The following is a 22,374-nucleotide window of genomic DNA, read 5'->3' as shown; positions in this document are numbered from 1 at the left end:
CAGGGTAAACCGTATATAAATTTATTATAACTCAAACTTAGACACAGAACAAACATTCGGTTATAATTCCTTTTGAGGTGATAGTATGTGGGATGCACGAAAGGATCAGAACCGCTGGCAAATGAAGTTTATATTGCCGGAGCACAACGAAGCTTTGCGCCAATTACGCCTCGCGAAGCAGAAGATAGAACGGCCGACGCTTAGCGAAGAACAAGTCGACGAATTTGAGTTCGTTATTTCTTCGGCAATCAGCGAAGATATGCCGCTAAATTTCGAATTATACGATGACGGATTTGTTCGTGAAGTAAATGGTCGCGTTGTGTACGTGGATCATCTACGGAAGGAATTTCGTGTGAAGGATAATCGAGGTGATACTAATTTCATTAAGTTTGCGGACATATTAAACGTAAAAAACGCCTCATCCGGTTAGGGACGAGGCTTTTCGCTTAAAAATTTATCGTTCTATTAAAATGGACTAAGGATTCAGTAGCAGTGTTAGTCCTTTTACTTAGGATTACTTGTAATTCGATATCTTTTATCTTATCGTAATCAATGTCACCCAAAGACCAATATGAAACGGATTTAAAAGTATCGTCCTTAGCATCCATAATTATATCTTCGGAATTATAATCAACAAAAACCAATTCGGATGACCCGAGAGTTTTCGCTGAGTTAACACGTAATATGAACGTGGCAGGAGATACTAAGTATGTTTTATCTTCCGAGGTGTTTTTAAAAGATATACTTAACCCAACCTCGCCGTCTGAGAAATGTAGTTTTTCTACATTCACACTCACGTCTTCTGCATTACTTTTATAGTCGACATCTACAGTTTTCAAGTCTTTCGGTTTGTCCGAACTTAGATTCGGATCCGGACTATCCTCATAATTGTATTCAATCTCGTCCTTAGATTCACTAACTTTTACACCACCACATCCCACTAGCAGTAGTAGAAAACTAGCGCAAACCAAAAAACATACGGAAATCTTCTTTATCTTTATATCTTCCGCCTCCCCTCCGCTCAATTATACGTCATTGTTATGTAGGACGGCTATCTACGTTTTTATACGTAGGCAACCGCCCATTAGATGGAAATCGTAAGACGTTTTATTTATTTCAGCGCTTTCTTCAGTGCTGCTTTAGTCTTTGGCCCATAGATGCCGTCAGCAACAAGACCGTGCATGAGCTGGAACCGCTTGACCGCATTCGCTGTCTTTGGACCATAGTATCCGTCAATACCATTGTTTTTTGCGCCTTTATCGGGGTAGTAATACACAGCAGCCAGAGCCTCCTGCAATGCTTTTACTCCAGCGCCCTTTGTCAAAGGCTTTGTTATTTTAATGATGCCAGATGGTAAGTTAAACGTTTTTTTAGGCTTACTCGCTTTTGGCTTGGATGGTGTGTTTTTTACAGGTGTCGCCGGCTTCGCTGTTGCCTTTCCCCCTGTATGAGCGGTTGCAATACCCGCTTTGAAGCTATCCCAACGATTAAGCAGCTTTCGTGGACAATTCTTGCCGCTCCATCTTTTATGGGGAACAACATTGGCCAGCGGAATACCCTGATCCTGCATCAGCTGACGAATTAGCCATTGAGCGTTCTCGACTGCTTTCTCGAAATTACCGTCTGCATTTTCACAGATTTCAATGCCGATCGATTTCATGTTTCCGGTTCCCCGACCATCTCCTGCATGCCAGCCGTTTTCGTTCAAAGGCAAATGTTGATAGATACAATTTTCATCCACCGTGTAGTGCCAGCTTACCCCCGTGCTAGATCGCTTAACAAAACTAGCGTGATTAGCTGCGTCTGCTCCTTTTTTAGTATTAGCAGTATTGTGGACCGTAATATATAAAGGTTTCATGTAGTTACCAGGACGGTTCTTGTTGCTTTTCGGAATAAAATCTTTAATGATTTTTACCACGTTCATCGTCTCCTTAAATTTTGATTTTGATAATAAAAAAAGCCGCCTAATGGCAGCTCCTTACTTCGTTAATCCTTTTTCTTTTAAAATTTCTTTTTGTAACTTGCCTTTGTCAGTCACATAGTTGTTTTTGAACCATGCAGCAAGGGTTGTTACGATTGTAAAGATCATTGAGCCAGCAAGGTACAATGTCTCAGCCAACGAAGTGACTTGATCCTCGCTGATCGGCAAGATTGGCTTGCCAAATAGAATTAACGTTTGGTTGATCAATGCCATAAATAGAAGCACCGTGCGGATCACCGTGCCTTTGTCGAAGTTTTTCTTTTTCATATTCAAATCCTCTTTTCTTTTTATTTTTGGTTTCTTTCAATGCGATCTAGTTTTTCTATGACAACATCATATTTCTCACTGAATTTTTCTAACACTTGGTTTTGAGCATCTATTTGCTCGTTGAGTTTACTTTCTCTTTCTTTTGTTGTGTTGAGAACATAAAACAACACCCAACAAAAAAGAACCGCAAAGGGTCCTTGTGTCATCAAATATTGCGCCAAATCCATTTCCACCATACTCACCTACTCCCTCACTTTTTCCACCCCCCTTAAAGAGGCAAAATAAAAAGCCCCTCTAGGCTTCGTATTGTTCTCCTGTTATGTCTTGATAGTCATCTACCGAGATCCAGCCAATGTTTACATAAAAGGCAATGTCTTCAGGACCATAACACTTCCAATCCCAAAACTGCTTTATATCCGCAACTGTTGGATATATCATGATTTTCCACCACCCTTCAACTCCTGAATCTCAGTCATGAGTTGAGCCAATTGTTTCTCCATTTGTGCCTCACGCAATTTAGCTGCAGCTGCTTCTTTTGAAAGCTGACTCAATTGTTTAGTTAACACCGCATTTTGCTGTTTTAGTAAATCAACATCATGCGGCGGTTGCTCTATTTGTAAGCTATCAATGTACTCCTGGGTTGCCGACTCGCTCCATGTTTTGCTTGCGGGATTATATTCCGCTATATATAAACCGTCTTGGGGTTGGACATCCGTAAATCCCTCTGGAATTTCCACATCATCGGGTATTTCTTTATCCCCACCACGTATATACTTGAAATTTTCATCATAGGCGTATATAGGTTTCATATGGTTCACTCCTTTGCTTTAAACATACAATTCACAACAATAAACTCAGTATTGCTGCTCGTGTCTTGTATGCAGAAACGTCCATCGGTTGCGATATATTGTCTACTCTTTTGAGGTCCTTTAAATCCACCGGTGCTTGATGCGACCCCAAGATTATAGAAAGGAGAATCTGGTTCGCATCCTTCTGGCAACATAAACGCTGGAACATCACCTAATGTTCCTCCGGCAATTGCGCCCTTAACTGTAACATTTCCAAGCGCATCCTTTGCAACACGTACCCGATAATCATTATTGACTTCAGACTTATATGTTTTCCATCCGTTTTCGATTGTGGGGTACTTCCAATTGAGTTTTGCATCTCCGCTGGTTATAATCCTCTCCCACCCTTTGAAACCTTGAGCGTGGAATGTGCCAATCCAAGTGATGTTATCAAATGATCTTGTAGCGATAATGCGTTTATATATGACTCCATTTTGTTCATACGCTGTTTCAAAAACATCAACGTAATAAAAGCTCGTATCATTTTCTACTGGGGCATTAAGAAGTTGAGCTCCCATATATGGACCTGTCGGTAATTTGAATATATCGGTACCATTTGGAACCCTCGCAACTCTTCCATCGTTTGGTGTGAGCCTATATAACTGCCCATTATTCCATTTATTCCTTTCGGCAACTGACGGCAGCTGCGTCCAAGTGATAGATATATGGCTAGAATTATAGTAGAAGTAATAGGCATTACCTGACGTGTCTACCGCAAAACCAGTTCCGATATTGTTTTGGCCAACAGTCTGTATTCCTCTCAAATAGGCATTGCTGGGTGCAGGGGAATCTTCTACACCTGGATAAGCAACAAAGGTACACATTCCTTTGTCTTTGATCGCATTAAAGATACTTCCGTCAGCTGGGACCGCAATTAAATGTCTACCGTCATCAGCTGTGATCTTATATAACTGCGATTCATTCCATTTCTTCTTCTCTGCTTCAGATGCATGCGGCTTGGTGTCATCAATATGGCCAATGATCTGATCTAACAATCCAGAGTCATTCTCAAGCAACACTTTAACCATGTCATTGAACAGATCCGCATGAGCCTTGTCACTTGTTTCGAATACTTTAGGAGATTTAATGTCCATCGATGAGCACTCCTTTCTTAATAGATATCATCAATCTCAAAGATGAATTCGATGTCACCGTCTTTTTGCTTGTCCGTCATGGTGCGGATGGCGGTGAATTTGCCGTCTTCGTCGACAAGTGCTAGTTCGTTGATCACTTCTCCTGCCAGTTCTCCTTCAGCGATGGTGCACGTGTACCGGATCTTCGCCGGCTCCATGAATTTATAGGAATCAATGTCCTTTTGAACAAGTTCATTTTTGAGTTCTTGTTCTGTTCCATCCAGAGAGATTGGCTTTCCGTCCTTAGTTCCACCATTCCCAAAAGCCATCTTGACCACTTTTGTGAGCTTCGTTCCCTCCGCTCTAGCCTTCGCCATTTGTTGGCGAGCATAAAGCGTTGTAACGGTTAATTGATCAGCCATAATGATCCTCCTTTATAAATCTATTTGTTTGGACGTGGCAGCTAGATATTTTGAACCGTCGAGCGGTACTGATCCATCAAGCGTCCAATATTTCTGCTTAATGATTACACTTCCGCTTTGCCCATTTGATACATGAGCAGCCATGCGGAATGTCATTTTCCTTTTTTCTTTATTTACGTGTTTGAAACGAGATCGAAGTGTAAGAGCTGCTTGTTGATCCGTTTCATGTTTGGCTCCTACCATGACATATCTTGTACGTCCAAGAACTTTCATTTCTTTTTTGAGCTTCATGGCCAGCTTTAAAGATTGCCAGAAGCGCACTGGAATATCTGTTGAATTGCGTGATCCGCTAAGATAAAACGTACCATTTAATAAAAATTCACCATTGAGTAAGATGGGAATGTGATCAAAAAAGCCCACTCTGCTGCGCAGTGTGAGCCTGTTATGATAGTCTTTAATTTCTTTTACATCTGTATGATGAACGCTTGTGAATTTGTAAGCCAAATGAGCCGGTTTGAGATTTTCCATTGTTTCAACGATGTATCTTGTGTTTTGTAGATCATCCAGGTTCACCCGTAAAGAGAAATGATAGCGGCCTGTCGTTAGACGAACCACCGCGCTAGGATTCTTCAGGAAGCGGTTGACTGCCCTCTCTAAAGAAGCATAAGTGATTGGTGGAATGTTGGACATGAGATTCAAAATACGTGCCCTGCGCAGTTCAATTGAATCACCTGATTCACGCTGCACCTTCAGCATCCTTTCCCATCGATCCAATCCCCATGATGCTGTGATCGGAAAAAGCTGATCAGTCATATCAAAAATAGAATCATCTAGCCTTTCCATCTCAGGAGCCTCTGATTTCATTAATTCATCAAATTCAGTGATCTCCGTTAGGTAGGAAGGTAAATAGGCTTTCATATCATCAAGCTTGTTCAATGACGTTCACCTGCCCTAGACGCGGAATTTCAATGTCCTGAAGCGGTAAGTTCTTTGCCTCACCGTTGATCAATACATCCGCATAATCAGACACACTATCCGCATGATACAAAATGTCATTGATCGCTGACATTCTGATCACATTTTCTTCAAAAGCAAGTGATTTTAGGAGAGCCTTGATCTTCTCCTCTATTTCTTGTTGAGCATCTTCAAGTGAATAGTCCATTTTAAGCTCCACCGATACGGACACCTCAACATCTTTCCACTTGGCGCTTTCGACAGTGGCAGTAGCCCCGATTGGTGCTTGGCCTTCACCTTCCCCTGGAACCGGATCAATATATTCTTGAACCTTATTGACGAGCAGATCCGTCGCAACATCAAAATTACCATCTGTGATGACAACTTTCACCGTCCCTTCTCCGTTCCAAAGCGGAAACACCTTCGCCCTGCCAACTCCTTCTACTTCTTCAGCCCACTTTTTATAGTGAGCTTTGTTGGCACTGACAGCCTCTCGCCTTGCCCTCATCAAGTACCTTTCATACAGAGCTTCATCGTCTTCTTCTTCTTGGCCAGGTATTTTCAGCTGCTCAAAAATGACTGATTCTAAACCTGGTATGTTATCGAGTGATAGGAGCGGCAGTTGTGCAAAATTCCCATTGCCTACAGCACCAGTCGTTTCACACTTCAGCGTGCCGTCAGATTGATACTGGAAGTACAAATTGTCGATATAAAACCTTGATTCCGTTGGTATTCTGATACCTTCAGGTGAGACTTCAATGGACCATACAGCACTTGTGGCCGCTTTACGAGTGATCCCCACTTCTGCTGCTCGTCGATCTAAAAATTCTCCCTGCGCTGTATCCGCAAAGACAAGATCGAATACCTGGTCTAGCCATATATAAGATTGAGCAAGTTCGGCAGCTGCAGGAGCCAACGCATTCCATATCACGCTGTTTTCACGTTTATCAATATCATCGGGTATTCGTTCCAACATACGTTCCATGATGGCTTCATAAGACTGATCTTCAAACATCTTCGCCAATCACCTCCTCGATCTCCAAGGTTCCCTCATCTGTCACCACTTCAAATATCACCTTAAAGGCTGCCCCATCTTTAGTGATCTCAAAATCTTGCACACTTTCAATTCTTTCATCCACTAAAAGAGCCTCTTCAATGAGCCGCGGGATCTCCATCTCTTTGTATTCATCCGTTGATTCTTCATCAGACACAGCTTCCTGCACTTCGCATCCTACGTCATGGCTATAAACAGCATGCGAATATCGTTCAGTTCTTAGGGCCATATAGACGAATTGGCGAATGGCATCGAGACCATTAATCTTTTCATTGGTTAGACGGCCAGATGTGAAGTCAATGCGATAGGTGGTCGAAGGTTCAACAATATCCTCTTCATCCTCCTCAAAATCTTCAATTTCTTCTTCTGGAGAGAGTGCCATCATGAACCACCTCCTACTACTTTATCTAAGATGTAAAATATTTGGCCACCTGTCATCGCAATGACCATGACACTATCGCCTTCTTCGAGTGCATCATCTTCATCTTCGTCCAATCGAGTTGGCCACATTAGCAGATCTTCCGGAATGATAAGTTTGTCATTTTCGTTCAGCCTGACATTAAGAGGGGAAACAGAGACAACATCACCAAGTATCAATTCCATTGGTGATTGTGCATCAACAGCATTGACGGCCAATCGCTTAATTGCATCACTTAGTTTCATGACTGATTCCCCGTTGGAATTGTGTTCTTTTCAACGACATCGATCGTCATGGTGTGTTTGGTTCCTTTAAATTCATGACTGTCTTGATCGATCCAGTACGTTTTTTTGATGCCAATATCAGGGATGATGATGCGTACTGGCATACCGCTTTGTAATCCAGGAATGCCTAGAGCTTGAATACTTTTGAGTTCTTTTTTCACGCCCTTTTTCTGTGAGAGACGAACATCAGCCCTCTTTTGCAGCTGTGCTTGGTTGATCTCCCCTGACACTCTTTCAACATGCTGCAGGATGCCGTATTTGCTTCTAGCAGCACTATCATTCGCCACAGCCAGCATCTCAATCTCTTTCTTTTGCGTGACCATATTTGGTTTTTTTGGCTTTGTTGGTTTGGTCGTTTTCTTATCTTTGTCAGTAGTCTTAGATTTCTTTTTTTCCTTCTTCAGCACCTTAATTTTATCCACGTGTGTTGCTCTCATCTTCACACGTGTGGCCGTTTCCTCAATCGAGGTGCTGTACTGATAATCAATGAGATTCACGCCTGATTCAATGACCCATACTTCGGACGGATCAGGCCATGCTCTCAGCCCCATCTTGCCTTTAGCAGAATAGATTTGATAGTTACGTCCTGTTTGCTTTTTTGTTTCTCTTAAAGCCTGCAAAATGATGTCATAAAGGCTTGTATCGTTTTTGAATACAAGTGATTTAATGACATGGCCAGTGTTAGCGATTGACGTCATCGGGATCTGAAAATCTTGACCAAGCCGTTTCATTATCTGATCAGCTCTCTTATTTGCAAAGACATAGACATCCTGGTTCTTCACCAAATACTGAAGCATGTCGTAAGCAGTAAAAGTGAGCTTTTCGTCCTTCGGCGTTCTTGCAAAGACTGTACCTCGAAAGAGTTCTTTTCCTTTCCACTTGAAAAGAACCGTGTCACCCTCTTTGATGCTGTAATATTTTTGTGAACCCTGTTTAGTCACGATATTTGCTTGTATAGATCGGGGAGCTTGATACCTTTGACCACGAAGCGTGACGCTCTCTGTCACAAGCTCATACATGGTCCCGCTCCGCACTGCAAAGAGTTCTATCAATCGGATCACCCCTATTGTGGTATTTTTAATTTTTGACCAGGAAAAATCCAATGCCCTGGTTGTCTAATATTGCGTCTACTTCGTTTGATCATCGCAGCTTTATTCGCATTCCAAATGCGGCGCCATTTTGTGCTATCACCATAAAAGCGGCCAGAAATATCCCACAAGGTATCACCCTTTTTAACGGTGTACACTTTTGGTGCGCCTTTTGAGCTACGTTTTTTGTTGCTCTTTTTGGCTTTCCGTTTGATTTTTCTAGGTGATGCTGTTTTGTATTCTTTTAGCTGCAGCGTGAATTCACGATCGCCGACGTCATACGTACCTTCATTGTGATTGAAGCTTTCTATGCTGCATTGCATATTGATTTTGGTTCCTGTGACAATAAAGCGTACAGGCTTTTTCGACTTCATAAATCGCTCTATTTTGGCAATCGCATTCTCTGGTGATGGAATGCTTTTATATTCAGCGATCGGTGTATACTTCTTCGGAAAAAAGGCTGTAAATGAAATTTGGCGAGCCCCTGGTACATCCAAGAATGTGAGCTCGCCAAATTTTGATACTTTGATAGATTCATTTTGTACGTTGTTGTTCAGTTCAAGTTTTTCAGGAAGAACAGGGAATCGCAGTTTGTCCTTCCCTTGCGAAATCCACAATTGATATTTTGATTTAGCCATCGATCACGACTCCCTTCGTTCCTGTGTTGATTTCATTCTCTAACTCATCAATGAGCATCTGCTTGATCTTCTCTGCAAGGTTTTCTGCGTCTTGGCCATTATGATAATGCTGCTCACCATTAAAATTAATGATGATCTGTTTTGATCCACCTGAAGCAGACGGTGCATTTGCTGTGCCAGCTGTTACTGTTTGCACCTGCCCTTGTGAAAGTTCAGAAGATGTAGCGTTGCCCGGATCGTATACGTCCATTCCTAAAGCCTGTGCAGCTTGCGCCAACAAGTAGCGGCCACGTATGCCGCGTTCTTCCGGTATGATCCATTCACGCTTGTTTCCTTCACCAACTCTGGCGATTTGCTCTTGCGTGATTAAACCACCGTTTGCATAACCCTTATATGGTCCACCGTTTCTGATACTTCTCAATCCAGGCGTATTGTACACATTCCCATATCTGCCTTTGATGTAATTGATAGCAGCTGCAGCATTATGGATCGGGTTCCAGATGTCATTCATGCCGCTTGCCTTGTTAGAGTTAAAGGTCGGATCAATGGTCTGCATTAATCCTTTAGACGGCGTTCCTCTCTTGGCGTTTGAATCCCATAGGTTGATCGCTTTCGGGTTTCCACGTGACTCATTCTGTGCGATCGTCATCAAACCAGGTAGCCAGCTCATTGATGTGCCGGTTGCCATTAGAGCAGCCATGAGCCATTGTTGAACACTCAGGTTAGATGCACCCATGCCACTAAATGCAGCGATTAAGGAACCGGCTTGATTCTCTGCGAATTTCTTCACATCAACTGAATCAAGACCTTTGACGACACCGATCGATGCGAATTTTCCAAGACTCATCATGACACGTGAAGGAGAATGAATGTCTAATTCTTCGCGGAAGGCTTGTTCCACTTTCTTGGCCATGTCCTTGGCTGCTTGTGTCACTTCGCTTCCTTTTGACCTCATACCGCTATTAAATGCGTCAATCAGTCCAGCTCCCCAGGTAGGTGACTCTTGGCGAGCATTCAAGAAAGGTTGTCTTACATTTTGATCTAAGAATTGACCAGTGCCAGTTGGTGTCATGTTTTGACCTGAGGCAAAGCCACTGACAGTTTGTGCTCCATACTGCGGAGTCGCTGCCTGAATTTGAGTAAATGGTTGCTTGATATTAGCTTGTTTCCACTGTTCAAGTGAAACCACTTTGCTGTTTAACCCTTTTTCAAAGTCATCGCTAAACTGTTCCCCGTATTTAGAAGCGTTGCCGGTCTCACCAATTGATACCGATCCACTTGCAGACGTGGAAATTGATGAAGCAGCAGCCGGTCTCATTGGAGACGATGAGCTTGCTGGAGAGGTTGGTGATGCACCGTTTGGCACAACAGACATTCCAAGGTGAGAAGCAGCCTGAGCAAGTAGCATCTTTCCGCGTCCTCGGTTATTTTGAGTTGGAATAACAAATTCGTTACCTGCTTCACCAACCCATGATAAGGTTGGCTGGGTGATATAACCACCGGTGGCGTTATTTGCTGTCTTCTCTTTCTTTTTCAGCTTTGTCTTTTCTTCACCTTTTTTAATAAAGATATTAGCAACATTCCCGCTAACCTCTTTAACTTTACCTACTACATTTCCTATAACGCCAAAGATGCCTTCCCATGTTTTTCTTAACCTTTCTGCATGATCTTTTAGTGGGTTAAAAACATACTTCTCAAACCAGCTACTTACTGTTTTCCAAATACCTTTGATCGTTTTCCAAGCTTCATCAAATTTTTCCCACACAAAGGTAATCGCTGGCTCTGCATACTTTTTATATGGTTGCCACACATACTCATCAAACCATTTGGCAAGTATAATCCAAGTGGTTTTAATCCAATTCCACGTGCTTTTAAACAGGTTCCAAATAAACATGATAGCTGGCAATCCAACATTGATGAAAGGCTGCCATACGAAGGTATCAAACCATACCGCAAATGTGCCCCATACGAATTGAATCCAATTCCAGAACTCCGTCAACTTAGTCCACACCCAGACAATGGCTTCGATCGCCACTGATCCAAACGGTTCCCAGACATAAGTCATAAACCATGCCGAGAAAACGGACCAGGTGATTTGTATCCAGTTCCATAATTCGGTGATCTTGTTCCATACCAGAGTGATCGCAGCAACCGCAACTTGTCCATACGGAGTCCATACGTTGTCCATAAACCAAGTTGAAGCAGCTCCCCATACGGTACTAATCACTTCCCACGCAACGACAAAAACACCAACTACAAAGTTGATGATTGGAACGGCAAAGTTATAAATCGGTAGCCATACGTTATTCATAAACCATGAAGAAAGCTGACCCCATTTCTCTGTGATCCATGTCCATGTGTCGCTGAAGAACGTTGTAATAGGTGTTAAAACATTATCATTGAACCAACCGGAAACGGTGGACCATGTTTCTTTAATCCATTGGACTGCATTTTCTGCACCTTTGACAAGCTCATCCCATTTCTTCCTGATGGTCCCGTCATCGAACATCTTGCCGATCCAGTTACCGAGATCACCACCAAAGATGCTGCCTAATACTCCACCGATAGCTGTTCCGATACCAGGGGCGATCATTGTTCCGATTGCCGCTCCACCGATTCCGCCGCCCAGATTACCAGCAAACCCACCGATCTTCTCGCCTTTGTTGTCATTATTCATACCGATAAGTTCTGTTGCTGCAATAAGAGTGCCTAGAATAGGAATACGTTTTCCGATGCTCTTTGCACCTTTACCGATATTACCTAACAATCCACCGCCACGCCCTTGGTTTGGCGTTGTTGGTCGTACCGGCTCACCTCTATTGATCCATGGCTGACGATATTCAGGAGGTCTTGGGTTCCTTGGCGGTCGCCCTGCTCCTCCAGCTCCGCCGATTACACCACCGCTCGTTCCTGCTCCCATCCCGCCTCTTAAACCTTTACCCCATTTATAGACAGCAAAAGCGCCAGAAAGAATGGATTTCAGCGGCTTTAATAAAGTGGCCACTTTTCCTAAGAACGCAAGCGCAAACGCATTGGCAATCAAAGCACCAGCAATTGATCCTTCTCCAGTAAGAGCATTCCAGTTGATCTCACCGATCTTCTTGGTGATACGAATTCCCAATTGCGCTGGATCAAGAGCTTCTAAAAATGATTCGATGAATATCCTTCCTGCTTTGGCTCCTGCATCAGTAAAGCTATCTTCAGACTGCTTGTCATCAATACCCAGTAGACCGTTGATAACACCGTTTATGATGCCGCCGTAAGTCTTCCCAACATTTTCAGCCATCTTAAAAAGACCTGGTTTCCCTGTCTTTTCCCACCATTGGCCAAAAACGTCTTTCGTATTATCAAGGACAAGCTCCCACCGAGTTTCAAAGTCCATGTTTCTATACTTTTCAAGCTGTTTAAAGTGCTTCTGCAATTTGGGGTTATCCTTAAATTTGACCTTCAGTTCTTTCATTTGCTTCTTGGAGAGTTTTTCTCCAGGAAACAGAATTTTGAACTGATCACCAATAAATCCGAAAACATTCTTCGTCGGATCAAGGAAGCTGTTAGCGAATTTCTTGCCCGCCTTTTCAGCTTTATTGGAAAGATCGGTCAGTACAAAGGAGTATTCCCCACGCCATGTTCTAAACGCTTCAAGAGCGGGTTGGAACGCAGCTGCAAGCCCTTTACCCCAAGGCATCAAAATAGAGTTGTTGATGAATGATTTTACACCAAGGAATAAGTTGGCCAAGTTGTCCGACATTTTGATCATCATGTCGTTGTATTTGCCAAATTCCTTCGTTACTTCTGGCCAAGTTTTATTTATATCTTTTCCGCTCTTTGCAAGTTTTTCGAGCTTACCTCTGGCATCACCAGAGATAGCCCCCATTTCCTGAAGCGCTGCCGTTGCGTCACCGATAGGACGCCCCGATTTAATGCCGTCATATAAACGCCCCATCCATAGCGCAACTTCGGAAAACGGTCGTTGAACACCTGCAGCAACGTCCCCGACTAGCTTCATTCCTTCAGTCGTAGAAAGGGCATTGCCCGTAAATACTTGGAGGACACGACTTGACTCAAATATCTCGTCACGAGTAAATGGCGTTTGACCAGCAAAGGCTGTCAGCTCGTCCAGTCGTGCATCTGCTTTCCCTCTGCTGCCGAGCAGTGTTTCAAAAGCCGTGGTCATGTTCTGTCGATCCGCCACCATTTTGAGCGGCACAACAATACCCCCTGTTGCACCGGCACCGACTCCAAGCAAACCGAGTGTACTGGTGACAGCTGACACGATCCCTCTCAATGGCTTTGTGATAAGATCAAGAACCTTGATTGTGGTTGTGTAAGTCCGTCCCAAATGGGTATTCGCAAATGAGACAGCCCCACGGACTGGAGCGGTGAAACGATCAATCGCATTAATCGCCACCCTGTATTCAGTACCGAGGGTATTCCGAGTATAAGACGCTATACGGCTTACCGTGCGCCGGACCATATCAACAGCTCTAATGGTATAGCTGTAGCCTCGGCCAAGTTGACGCGCTGCATATGAAGCAATACGTTTGATTCCTGCCGTTGCCCGATCATAAACCGTTATGGCAAACCGCTCTACTTTGCCAAATTTACGATCGATGTAACGACGCAGCCTGACAAGACCTGGTGTTGCCTGATCCTTAATGCGCATCAACACGCTATGAGTACGCGGCATCTTGCGTTGTAAGAAGCCATTGAACTTTCTCAATGCTTTTGTGGCCAGATCATTTACTTCCAGTGTCAGCTGATAGGTTCTAGCAAGATCACGTAATATGAATCGCTGCACACGTCTTAATGCAATTGTGGCATTGTCCCTGATTCTTAGAGTGATTGGCCGCTCTGATCTGCGGCGCAATCTATCAAGTCGTTCTAAGTCCCCTCTGATCAAACGCAATTTACGCGTGATCCGGTCTTGTAAATCAAACCGTGCTGTCAAACGAGCCATGTCTTATCCCCCTTTCTTTGATTCTTTTTCTAACACTTCAAGTTTGTGGGCTATTAACCCAAACAAAAAGGCCTTGAATGGCCTTGACGCTTCATAGACCTCTAAGAGTTCAGACGGGGAGTAATGAAGCTCATGCATGCAGTAATACAGATACACAGCCTCTTTGTTCCCGTCTTTTATTAGTTTTTTGCTTCTGTTTCAAGGTCCTCAATTTCATCTTCAAAACCGTTGACCTCAATGGCTTTGTTTAACCAGTTTGCATATTCACCGCCGACTGACAGGACCCGTTTTGCCACTTCGACTGGATCTTGTGTGCTGTATGCTTCACGCAGTTCTTTTGATTTGAAATCAGGGTAAATAGTTGATTCAACCGCAATACGTGCATAGAAACGTTGGGAATCCAAGTCTTTCACACGTCCGCGACCTTTGACATTCTTGTAAGTTGTGTTTTCTTTCTCCAGTTCATCAATACGTTCAGTTGTGATGGCTTTGAATACGAATGGAATCACTTCACCCTTTTTATCAACAAAGCGCTTTGAAATGATTGATTTGATTTCTTCTGTCTCAGCTGTTTGTCCTGGCATAAAGAATGAAAGATCATATACGTTGTTTGTTTGTTTTTCGCTCATGTTTAAAAACTCCCTTTGATTTGTTTTTTTGAATACAAAAAAGCACATCCATTTTTTGAATGTGCTTTTCAATCTTTTCATGTATAATATAACTCGTACAATTGAACGGCTTACTCAAGGGTGGTCTGGCTCATCCCCGTAAGAAAGGGGGTGATGCTTATGTCAACGTTTCAAGCGATTTCGCTCATGCTTTTATTTGGGATGTTTATCCTTGCCCTGTTGACGTATATAAACAAAAAATAGGCCTCCCTTGAGCCTGGTAAGTTCGTAGGGATTGCCTATCCTTGTTGCTTCACCTGATTTAAGCCAGCCCCTTGAAGGGCCTCATTGTACATTGCCGGGATGTTGACGCATCCTGGCTTCTTTTTATTGTATGCAAATCACTTTGCATGTAAACAAGTTTTTTCTCGAATGGTGAAGGGTGGGTTCACTATTATCCCATCTATCCCATTTATCAAAAGTATATCATATTTGTACAAAAAAGTGAAAATACCTTATTTAAAAACACTCACTAGTCAGTTCTTTTGTTACATTTTCTATGGTGATTAAATTTTAAAAGGAATCTTTCAGCTTCTCAGGAAGATCAAAGTCCTCAAACGTGAAAGGAACCTCTTCTTCCAGTGCTTCTGAATCCACATCAAGCCCTGCGATCTTTGCAGAATCAAAGTTCACATCAAACAATGTGACACGCTCTGTACCGCGGCCAGATGACTTATCATCAAGCACAGCTTGAATGGTGAAGTACGGATCTTGTCCTTTTTTTACATAGTTCAGCATCAACTGAACGAAACGTGATGTAACCTTATAGAAAGTCGCTGTACCAGTACCATTCGCACCGGTTGTCTTGTGACCGGTCATACGACGACCCATAACGTTAACTTCTGATTTATTCTTCTCCACGTTCGCTTCAAACGTTTTGATAAACGCCAATTCCTCACCATCGAGGAATAAGCGTCCTTCCTTACCTGAAATGGTATTCTGCGCTTTAAAAGCCATCTTATTTCACCTCTACATTGAAATAGAATTTTTCAGCTGCATCAACAGGTTGAACAGCTAGATCAATCAAGAAACCGTCACGATCTTCATTCAAAGCGATCGTAATATCTGTTTCAGAGTCAAAGCCAGTGATTCCAGATCCATCTTGGAGCTGCGTTAGATATTGCGTGATGAGTGTTTTCACCAGCTGCAGCCCATCATCAGATGCAGGAATGTCATTTCCATTTGCTTTGCGTAACTTAATTAAATCCTTCAATTCACGTGTTAGATCGTTGTTGATCGCATCGAGCACACGAATGATCTTGTTTTTAGCAAATGTCTTGTTCTTCTCGGTTGTGTAAGTCGTTAAGGAGTTGATGTCCTTCTCAACGCTTACTGTGCGATCTCTCGCATCAAACGTGAACAAGAATTCGCCTTGTGATAAGCGATATTCCACTTGATCATTATCAAGACGCTCTAACGTATCAACAGCCCCTTCATATTCAACGAATGTCAGTGACTGATTGAAGTTTGCTCCTGCAGATGCACCGGCCACCCATGCAGTTGCTTTGGCTGGTGTGATCTCTGTGCCGTCTTCTAGCAACACACCGCTTGTGACATTGATAATTCCTTCATGATCAGCCGGATAGTTTGCCAAAACTCCTTGCACCTTACGCCCTTGATCATCACGCAGCCGCTTGATGAAAGCCACAAATGTCGCTTTTAACTGCTCGCTAGTGTTATTAGGCAGCGCGATCACGTCAAAGTATTCTGTTTCAGCCGCTTCCAGGAATGCTGTGTAATCTGCCACGCTTGGAACACCATTTTTCCCACCGCTTAGTGTGACACCAGCGGTGATTGTCACTTCACCTTCACCAGAGAACGAAACATATTTGTTCTGCTTCAGCTCTTTGACATCAGTGACAACCTGCTTATCAACAATGTCTGTACCAACGTAAGTCACCACATCACGCTTGGAGCTATCCAATACGTTTTCAGTGACTTGGATCGTGACCTCATTCCCTTTCTGTCCACCATAATTAGCAAGAACGTTGAAATTCTCGCTGATCTGAGCCTTTGCAGGTTCACCCTCATTCAAGCGATATAAAAGAATCGTCTGTGCTTTTTTCTTCGCTTCTCGGAAAAGAAGAAGCGACTTGTCATCGATGTTTAATCCGACTTTTTTATTTAAGTCCTCGATGCCTGAGATAGAGATGAACGTCTTAGGCTCTCCCCAACTCATAGTGATTGGGAGTGCAACGGTGCCGCGATCACCTAACGTGATACGCTGCTGTGCTGTGGTTTTGAAATTGAAGTAGATACCAGGACGCTTTTTCTCTGTACCTGGTGTAAAAGTACCTCCATTCATGCTTAAACCTCCTTAGACAAAAAAGCATCAATCTGCTTCTTTGCTTCTGTTTTTGTAATTGGTTGATCTTTGATATAAAAAAGAGCACCCTCAAGGATTTCAGGCTTCACGCCAAACAATTCCTTGCTGTGCTCTTTCAAGGCTTCAAATGAAAATGCTGCTTCTTTAGGAAGAACCGGAGCGGCTTTTTCTTCTTTCACCTGTGATTCATTTTTAGTCTTGCTCACGTTTGATCACCCCGTCTGAAAAATTTATGTCGTCAAGGCTTGGCTGCTCATCTCGGTTGTACCAATAGGCACTATCCCATGTGAGGACAATTGTTGCCACGCCTTGATCACCATTCCTAGTTTCTGCCCTCTTAATGCGAACATATTGATCGAGCGGTTCACCTTCTACACTGACCATTTGAATGATGTTTCGATCAGCTGATAGGGCATCAACGATTGTTTCTGCCGCATCATGAGCCTGTCCGGAATCTTTATGAAACACTTTAATATGCAGCGTATAGGTTTTAAGGAACGTTGAAACAGTATCGTTTCTTGTATTGACCCATGCTGCTGGAAAGTACATGGATGGGACCTGAAATTGTTCAGGAATTTTCTTTTCGTAAACCTTCACCGGAAACTGCTTGTAACAATAATTCATGATGGCGCCGACTTCTTGATTCATCTAATCACCGCCCAAATTGTTCATCGATCCATTGCTGCAACTTGCGATCTAGTGATTGTTCAAACATCTGCCCGAAGATGCTTAGAGCATTATCCCAATAGCCGCTGCCCTCAACCCACTGGAACTTTAGAAGCATTCCTGTTTCAGCGTTTGGATCGTATTCAAACCGGTCACCAACCCATCTGCCAGGAACCCAACGTCTGTCCTGATTCTTGGAGGGATCAATGGTAAAGTGGCCATCGTTTGTGTATGATGCGTATTCTAAGTTGGTCCCAACATCCAACGTTAGACCTCCACTGCTCATTGAAAAGACGTTTTCTTGGTCTCCCTTTTGGAATGAGTTGAGCAAACGGCGAGCATCCACTGTTTTTGTACGGATGACTTCATCCTGAACAATATCAAGGAACTCATAGCCCATTCCTTCAAGCCACTCTTCATATTCTGCTTGCAAGCCGCCATTAACAGCTGCATTCAAATCCTCAATGAACTGATCTAAACCATCAATCCTCAAAGGCTTTCACTCCTCATCGCTACCACCTCAATGTGGTGATTTTTGATCTGTCTGGGCTTTTGGAGTTTCAATGTCACGCCTTCCCATAACACTTTGTCATTTACTCGGACATCAGCGGTAATAGGAAAATGAACAAGGTACGATTGATGAATGGTTGCGTTTGGCTCCTGCTGTGTGATGTTTTGATTTCTCTCTGTGAAGTAACATGGCTGCGCAACTTGATCAGGCTCATCAGGATATGAAAAGACCGGCTGCGCATCCTGAACCGGCACACCAAAACGATCTTTTGACAGCTGCTCATTCTGTAAGTGGAAAATATCGCATCGATCCGTTAATAATGATTGATAGCTCATAGCGATCTCAACCTCATTCTTACACTTGCCGGATCTTCCGGTGGATCAATTGGCTCAATGAAATCTATCAACAGGTTATACACATCTGGCTTTGAAACGGCGTTCCCGTCTGCCAGTGTATAAGAGTAGTCACCAATCTTTTCAGACTTGTACCCTTTGATGATTGATTCATCGCCGTTGATCAATGCGAAAAACTGTGCCATTTTAATCAATGCGATCTTTGCCTTTTCAGGAAGCGGCTGATATTTTTCGCTTGAGAAATCGTGACCTACGATCTGAAATACCTCAGCTTCAGCCTCAATGATGTCACTTTCCAATAATTCATCTGAGCGGTTTTTCACGCTCTCGAATACGGTATATGCCCTAACATCTTCAGGAGAGATCAGCATCAGCCTTACTCTCCTGTTTTTTCTTGTTGCTCTTGGTTTTCAAGGATGAAGGCAATTCTTTCACCTTCATTTTTGAACTCAGACGGATCGCCGCCAAGATCAACAATAACGGCTTCTTGTCCATCTTTCTTCATATCCTTCAATTCAGTTTCAGTGTAGATTTTTTGTTCTTGTTGCGGTTCTTCTTCAGCCTCTTTTGGTTCTTCTTCCTCTTTCACAGACTTATCATCTTCTTTTGGTTGACCATCCGTTTTCGGATCATCAACAGGAACATCAAGCTGCTTACAATCAAAGAACTCATTACCATTGAGATATTGAAATACCTTTTTCTCAATCTCTTTCTCCTGATTTAAAAGAAAGACATGCCCCATCACAGAGTATGTCTTTCCCTTGATCAATTCAGCTGTATACATATTGATCACTCCTTGACCTTGATGATCTTAGCAACAGCATCCTCTTCCTCAAATTTGCTGTCGAGCTTCGCTGTGAGGACAATAATAAATTTACGTCTGCGGATATCCTTATCCACTTCAATTCGGATGTTACGAGAGAAGCCAAGGATAATGTTTTTCGGATGAGTCAATAAAATGTCCGAAACATCTGTGCCGTCCTCTCCCATTCCATATGGCTGCATGTTTGCAATACCTTTGACTGGAACACCGAATGCGGAAGAAAGTCCCCCTTGTACAGCTGCATCCCCTAGATTCGTTTGACGATCTGCCACTTTGTCCTTCCACTCGACCTCTTGACCTGGGGAAGTGTAGAAACGGAATTCTTGTGGAACTCGCAAGTATTTTGGCGGAACAGCTTTGTAACCTTCCTTGAATACTTGGCGTGTAAGTGGTTCACCAGCTACATCTACGATATGAGATGTTGCTTGCTTACGAATACCATCAAGTTGCGCTAGATATGCATCACTAGATTTCGTATCACCATTCAAAATCAATTCTTCAATATCAACGGCTGCACGCTCAGCAAGCATTTGCATGATAGTATTTTGTAAATTATCACCCTCGATGTTATTTTCAAGCGTGTCATATGTTATATTTACTTCAGCGATGACTTCTTTTGCATTAAGCTCCACAGTGCTTGTTGTTGGCGCAGTCTTTTGCTCATTAGTTAAACCTACACCTTCTTGACCAGGACGAAGAATCCGCTGACCAAAACCGATTTTTTCGATTTTTTGTGCATCACTATCCATTGGAATAACACGTGCATCTTGTAGCAGTGTTGGTGCATTTTGCACCATACGAATAAATGTGCTAGATTGGGTCGGATTCATGAGACCGCCTGTCTTTAATGTACCAAGCGTCACTTCCGCTTTGTTAATTACCTCTTGATTTCTCACTCTAGTTCCTCCTTTTTCTCGGCTTAAAGCAAGCCGCCCCATACCGTTTCAGATTTTTGTAAGTCTTGTTGTTGTGCATCCTCTACACCATTACCTTGCGGACGTGCTTTTTCAAGCGCTTCGACTCTTTCAACAACTGGAGCCAATGCCTTTTCTACAGATGCGGCCATTTCTTTTGCGACCTTTTCATCAATTTGTTTTTCTTGCGGATCAGGCTGACCTTCGCCTTCTCCCTTCTCAAGGTCTTCAAGTCGTTTTACAACCGGTGCAATTGTGTCTTCTAGCATCTTTTGCAGATCTTCTTTGTTCACTTCTTCTTCCTCCTTCTCTTCCGCTTGATTCAACAGGTTGTCGATAGCGGCTCTTGCATTTTTTAGCTCATTCAGATTAGCAGCGGAAAACTTCCGACCTGCTTTTGCGACAGCTTCAGGTGGATCAGCTTGGATCCCAGCCAAGTCATCAGTAAGCAAAATCTCTTGTGTAATTTCAACAAAATCTTGCAGTGCTGTCCTCACCTTTTCAGGATCAGTCTCTAAGTCTTCATCGTCGTAAGAATCCCATTTATACAAAACGGAATTCAGCGCATCTTGTGCCGCCCAAAACTCACGACGCATGCGGCCTTTGTCGTATCTGTTCTTTACTTCTCCTTTTGATAAAAAGAAGTTTTTGAGCAAAGAAAAAAGCCCCTTCTCTTCAGAAGCTGGCTCACGCTCTTGTTTTCCTATGTCTGCTGTTCCGGCCATTGAATATCCGGTGATCTCGCCCTTTTGAATCTGTTCCCAGATTTCATCAGATGCTTTTGTCACAAGGACCCACGATCCTTTCTTGATAACTTCACCGCCCATTTCAAAGTCAGACGGAGCAATGTACGATTCAACGACTTCCCCGACACCGCCTTGGAAATCATGTTGCTTGTCGATCTCACGTGCATCCTTCAGGAACCCATGAGCCGCTTTTTCGATCTCTTCTGGTGTCATGTAATCTCCATGCGCATCTTCGACATGAGGCTCATATACAATACCGTACACTAGACGCTGTGCATCATCAGCCTTCGCAATGACCTTGATTTCCTTTTGAAAGTCATTTTCTTTTTCTGACTTCATAAAAAAGAACTGCTTTTGATTAGCAGCCTTGTCCACATATGAAACGTGTGTGATTTTTGCATTAATCAATTCGCGTGGCAATTCATTCACCTCCTTTCAAATTTAAAGATTGAGTTTTGGTCACCTATTCAACCTTCCAATTTTTCCAATTACTTAACACATTCTCTGTACTATTTGTAATAGTATTGAGCGGAATAACCCTTTCATCAATGTGATTTTGTCTAATCCTTCTACATTCTTTAAGATAATTCCCTCTCGTTTCGCTGTCTATTTCCAATACAATATCAAGGATGATATCTGGAAAGCCATAAAAATGACCATTGGATTCAAGTCTATAGTTCCCCACATCATAATATTCGAGAATCTGTGGTTTATTTGTTAATTTATTATATCTCTCTATGAGAGCCCCACGTTCCTGGTCATTTAGGGAAGGATCAGAAATTTTAATTTTCCTTGGGTACCATATACATTCACTCGGAGTAAAGCCTTTTGTAATATCATTTAGTCTTGAATTCAAATGAATGCCTTTTTCAATATAATCTTGGGTAAACTCCTGCAGAGTGTTTCTATATGTGGAGTCTACCTCCGATAGAGCTCTTAAAGAAACTAAATGCATGTTTGCCGCAATAAAAAATCCCCCTGTAGCTTTATATCCCATATCGTATAAACGACTAGCCAGTCTTGAAGATTCAATTTGTGCATTTGTAATTACATCTCTATCATTAGTCTCTTGATAAATTCTTAATTGATTACTTACATGTCTACAATCGGACAAATATTGATTTAAAAATGCTTCGTCTATAATCTCCGCTACTCTTGAACACACTTCTTCAACGGCATTTTTAAACATAACTTCCATGTTATTTTGATTTTGAGAAAAATGCTGTTTAATTAGATCTGATAAATAATCTCCAGCCATTGGAAGTGCAAAATTTACAGCAATGTCTACTATCCAACCCTTCCAATCAATTTCAGTTTCTTCTGGTGGCATAAATACCTCTCCTTTTTTTCAGATAGTAATATCCTTTGGAGAGAATAAAATAA

30 protein-coding genes are annotated in these 22,374 nt (G+C 42.7%); 2 read left to right on the top strand and 28 right to left on the bottom strand.

Annotated features, from left to right (window positions below; all coding sequences use genetic code 11):
* Positions 1-154 precede the first annotated feature (154 nt).
* Positions 155-430: a YolD-like family protein gene (locus tag ACTJJD_RS12740; RefSeq protein ID WP_330545961.1), complete on the top strand. Its 276-nt coding sequence runs from the start codon at positions 155-157 to the stop codon at positions 428-430.
* A 16-nt stretch (positions 431-446) separates the two neighbouring features.
* Here the strand turns inward: ACTJJD_RS12740 and ACTJJD_RS12735 are convergent, their stop codons facing one another.
* From ACTJJD_RS12735 to ACTJJD_RS12655, 17 genes are all read right to left on the bottom strand, one after another.
* On the bottom strand, positions 447-1,025 hold the full coding sequence (locus tag ACTJJD_RS12735) for a hypothetical protein (RefSeq protein ID WP_440608486.1): 579 nt from the start codon (positions 1,023-1,025) through the stop codon (positions 447-449).
* A gap of 86 nt (positions 1,026-1,111) precedes the next feature.
* Complete coding sequence (locus tag ACTJJD_RS12730) at positions 1,112-1,918, bottom strand: peptidoglycan recognition protein family protein (protein WP_440608485.1); 807 nt, start codon at positions 1,916-1,918, stop codon at positions 1,112-1,114.
* A gap of 60 nt (positions 1,919-1,978) precedes the next feature.
* Complete coding sequence (locus tag ACTJJD_RS12725; protein ID WP_440608484.1) at positions 1,979-2,248, bottom strand: phage holin; 270 nt, start codon at positions 2,246-2,248, stop codon at positions 1,979-1,981.
* Between the two features lie 20 nt (positions 2,249-2,268).
* Positions 2,269-2,481, bottom strand: a complete 213-nt coding sequence (locus ACTJJD_RS12720) for a BhlA/UviB family holin-like peptide (protein WP_101677298.1) — start codon at positions 2,479-2,481, stop codon at positions 2,269-2,271.
* A 61-nt stretch (positions 2,482-2,542) separates the two neighbouring features.
* Complete coding sequence (locus tag ACTJJD_RS12715) at positions 2,543-2,686, bottom strand: XkdX family protein (protein ID WP_181185477.1); 144 nt, start codon at positions 2,684-2,686, stop codon at positions 2,543-2,545.
* On the bottom strand, positions 2,683-3,057 hold the full coding sequence (locus ACTJJD_RS12710; protein WP_440608483.1) for a hypothetical protein: 375 nt from the start codon (positions 3,055-3,057) through the stop codon (positions 2,683-2,685). The genes ACTJJD_RS12715 and ACTJJD_RS12710 overlap by 4 nt, the downstream gene beginning before the upstream one ends.
* 5 nt (positions 3,058-3,062) lie before the next feature.
* Positions 3,063-4,190: a hypothetical protein gene (locus tag ACTJJD_RS12705; RefSeq protein ID WP_242730434.1), complete on the bottom strand. Its 1,128-nt coding sequence runs from the start codon at positions 4,188-4,190 to the stop codon at positions 3,063-3,065.
* Between the two features lie 17 nt (positions 4,191-4,207).
* Positions 4,208-4,591, bottom strand: coding sequence for a phage tail-collar fiber domain-containing protein (locus ACTJJD_RS12700; RefSeq protein ID WP_106071837.1), 384 nt, complete (start codon positions 4,589-4,591; stop codon positions 4,208-4,210).
* A gap of 12 nt (positions 4,592-4,603) precedes the next feature.
* Positions 4,604-5,527 (bottom strand): YmfQ family protein, encoded by a 924-nt coding sequence (locus ACTJJD_RS12695; protein ID WP_242730432.1) that lies wholly within the window; start codon positions 5,525-5,527, stop codon positions 4,604-4,606.
* Positions 5,514-6,560, bottom strand: coding sequence for a baseplate J/gp47 family protein (locus tag ACTJJD_RS12690; protein WP_440608482.1), 1,047 nt, complete (start codon positions 6,558-6,560; stop codon positions 5,514-5,516). Before ACTJJD_RS12690 ends, ACTJJD_RS12695 begins: the two co-directional genes overlap by 14 nt.
* A complete protein-coding gene (locus ACTJJD_RS12685) occupies positions 6,553-6,981 on the bottom strand; it encodes a DUF2634 domain-containing protein (protein ID WP_440608496.1) in 429 nt (142 codons plus the stop codon). The genes ACTJJD_RS12690 and ACTJJD_RS12685 overlap by 8 nt, the downstream gene beginning before the upstream one ends.
* Positions 6,981-7,262, bottom strand: a complete 282-nt coding sequence (locus tag ACTJJD_RS12680; protein ID WP_440608481.1) for a DUF2577 family protein — start codon at positions 7,260-7,262, stop codon at positions 6,981-6,983. Before ACTJJD_RS12680 ends, ACTJJD_RS12685 begins: the two co-directional genes overlap by 1 nt.
* Positions 7,259-8,353: an XkdQ/YqbQ family protein gene (locus ACTJJD_RS12675; RefSeq protein ID WP_440608480.1), complete on the bottom strand. Its 1,095-nt coding sequence runs from the start codon at positions 8,351-8,353 to the stop codon at positions 7,259-7,261. Before ACTJJD_RS12675 ends, ACTJJD_RS12680 begins: the two co-directional genes overlap by 4 nt.
* Before the next feature lie 11 nt (positions 8,354-8,364).
* On the bottom strand, positions 8,365-9,027 hold the full coding sequence (locus ACTJJD_RS12670; protein ID WP_327859557.1) for a LysM peptidoglycan-binding domain-containing protein: 663 nt from the start codon (positions 9,025-9,027) through the stop codon (positions 8,365-8,367).
* The gene (locus tag ACTJJD_RS12665; protein WP_440608479.1) at positions 9,020-13,984 is read right to left on the bottom strand and encodes a transglycosylase SLT domain-containing protein; all 4,965 of its coding nucleotides are present in this window, start codon (positions 13,982-13,984) and stop codon (positions 9,020-9,022) included. The genes ACTJJD_RS12670 and ACTJJD_RS12665 overlap by 8 nt, the downstream gene beginning before the upstream one ends.
* A 3-nt stretch (positions 13,985-13,987) precedes the next feature.
* Positions 13,988-14,140: a hypothetical protein gene (locus ACTJJD_RS12660; protein WP_440608478.1), complete on the bottom strand. Its 153-nt coding sequence runs from the start codon at positions 14,138-14,140 to the stop codon at positions 13,988-13,990.
* A 23-nt stretch (positions 14,141-14,163) separates the two neighbouring features.
* Positions 14,164-14,613, bottom strand: coding sequence for a phage tail assembly chaperone (locus tag ACTJJD_RS12655; RefSeq protein ID WP_095285430.1), 450 nt, complete (start codon positions 14,611-14,613; stop codon positions 14,164-14,166).
* 153 nt (positions 14,614-14,766) lie between these two features.
* Here ACTJJD_RS12655 and ACTJJD_RS12650 point away from each other — a divergent pair, with 153 nt between their 5' ends.
* Positions 14,767-14,856 (top strand): putative holin-like toxin, encoded by a 90-nt coding sequence (locus ACTJJD_RS12650; RefSeq protein ID WP_074041930.1) that lies wholly within the window; start codon positions 14,767-14,769, stop codon positions 14,854-14,856.
* 309 nt (positions 14,857-15,165) lie between these two features.
* On the opposite strand, the gene ACTJJD_RS12645 is transcribed toward ACTJJD_RS12650, so the two are convergent.
* The 11 genes from ACTJJD_RS12645 to ACTJJD_RS12595 are packed head-to-tail and all read right to left on the bottom strand — an operon-like array spanning position 15,166 to position 22,321.
* Entirely contained in the window at positions 15,166-15,609 is a 444-nt protein-coding gene (locus ACTJJD_RS12645; protein WP_034282378.1) for a phage tail tube protein, read from the bottom strand.
* Position 15,610: 1 nt separating this feature from the next.
* Entirely contained in the window at positions 15,611-16,957 is a 1,347-nt protein-coding gene (locus ACTJJD_RS12640; protein WP_440608477.1) for a phage tail sheath family protein, read from the bottom strand.
* A gap of 2 nt (positions 16,958-16,959) precedes the next feature.
* Positions 16,960-17,184: a hypothetical protein gene (locus ACTJJD_RS12635; protein ID WP_065098989.1), complete on the bottom strand. Its 225-nt coding sequence runs from the start codon at positions 17,182-17,184 to the stop codon at positions 16,960-16,962.
* Positions 17,171-17,626, bottom strand: coding sequence for a phage tail terminator family protein (locus tag ACTJJD_RS12630; protein WP_144491115.1), 456 nt, complete (start codon positions 17,624-17,626; stop codon positions 17,171-17,173). Before ACTJJD_RS12630 ends, ACTJJD_RS12635 begins: the two co-directional genes overlap by 14 nt.
* A gap of 4 nt (positions 17,627-17,630) precedes the next feature.
* Complete coding sequence (locus ACTJJD_RS12625) at positions 17,631-18,137, bottom strand: HK97 gp10 family phage protein (protein WP_144469008.1); 507 nt, start codon at positions 18,135-18,137, stop codon at positions 17,631-17,633.
* A complete protein-coding gene (locus ACTJJD_RS12620) occupies positions 18,134-18,490 on the bottom strand; it encodes a DUF3599 family protein (protein WP_440608476.1) in 357 nt (118 codons plus the stop codon). Before ACTJJD_RS12620 ends, ACTJJD_RS12625 begins: the two co-directional genes overlap by 4 nt.
* Positions 18,487-18,879, bottom strand: a complete 393-nt coding sequence (gene yqbG, locus ACTJJD_RS12615; protein WP_440608475.1) for a protein YqbG — start codon at positions 18,877-18,879, stop codon at positions 18,487-18,489. The genes ACTJJD_RS12620 and yqbG overlap by 4 nt, the downstream gene beginning before the upstream one ends.
* A gap of 5 nt (positions 18,880-18,884) precedes the next feature.
* On the bottom strand, positions 18,885-19,292 hold the full coding sequence (locus ACTJJD_RS12610) for a YqbF domain-containing protein (RefSeq protein WP_440608474.1): 408 nt from the start codon (positions 19,290-19,292) through the stop codon (positions 18,885-18,887).
* Between the two features lie 5 nt (positions 19,293-19,297).
* On the bottom strand, positions 19,298-20,227 hold the full coding sequence (locus ACTJJD_RS12605) for a phage major capsid protein (protein ID WP_440608473.1): 930 nt from the start codon (positions 20,225-20,227) through the stop codon (positions 19,298-19,300).
* A gap of 23 nt (positions 20,228-20,250) precedes the next feature.
* A complete protein-coding gene (locus ACTJJD_RS12600; RefSeq protein WP_440608472.1) occupies positions 20,251-21,411 on the bottom strand; it encodes an XkdF-like putative serine protease domain-containing protein in 1,161 nt (386 codons plus the stop codon).
* Positions 21,412-21,454: 43 nt separating this feature from the next.
* Entirely contained in the window at positions 21,455-22,321 is an 867-nt protein-coding gene (locus ACTJJD_RS12595) for a hypothetical protein (RefSeq protein WP_440608471.1), read from the bottom strand.
* Between the last annotated feature and the right edge of the window lie 53 nt (positions 22,322-22,374).

This window comes from Bacillus sp. 22446 (assembly GCF_052044955.1).
In the GTDB taxonomy this organism is placed as follows: Bacteria; Bacillota; Bacilli; order Bacillales; family Bacillaceae; genus Bacillus; species Bacillus altitudinis.
The sequence above is the reverse complement of the archived record's forward strand: the minus strand, read 5'-3'. Positions and strand labels throughout refer to the sequence as shown.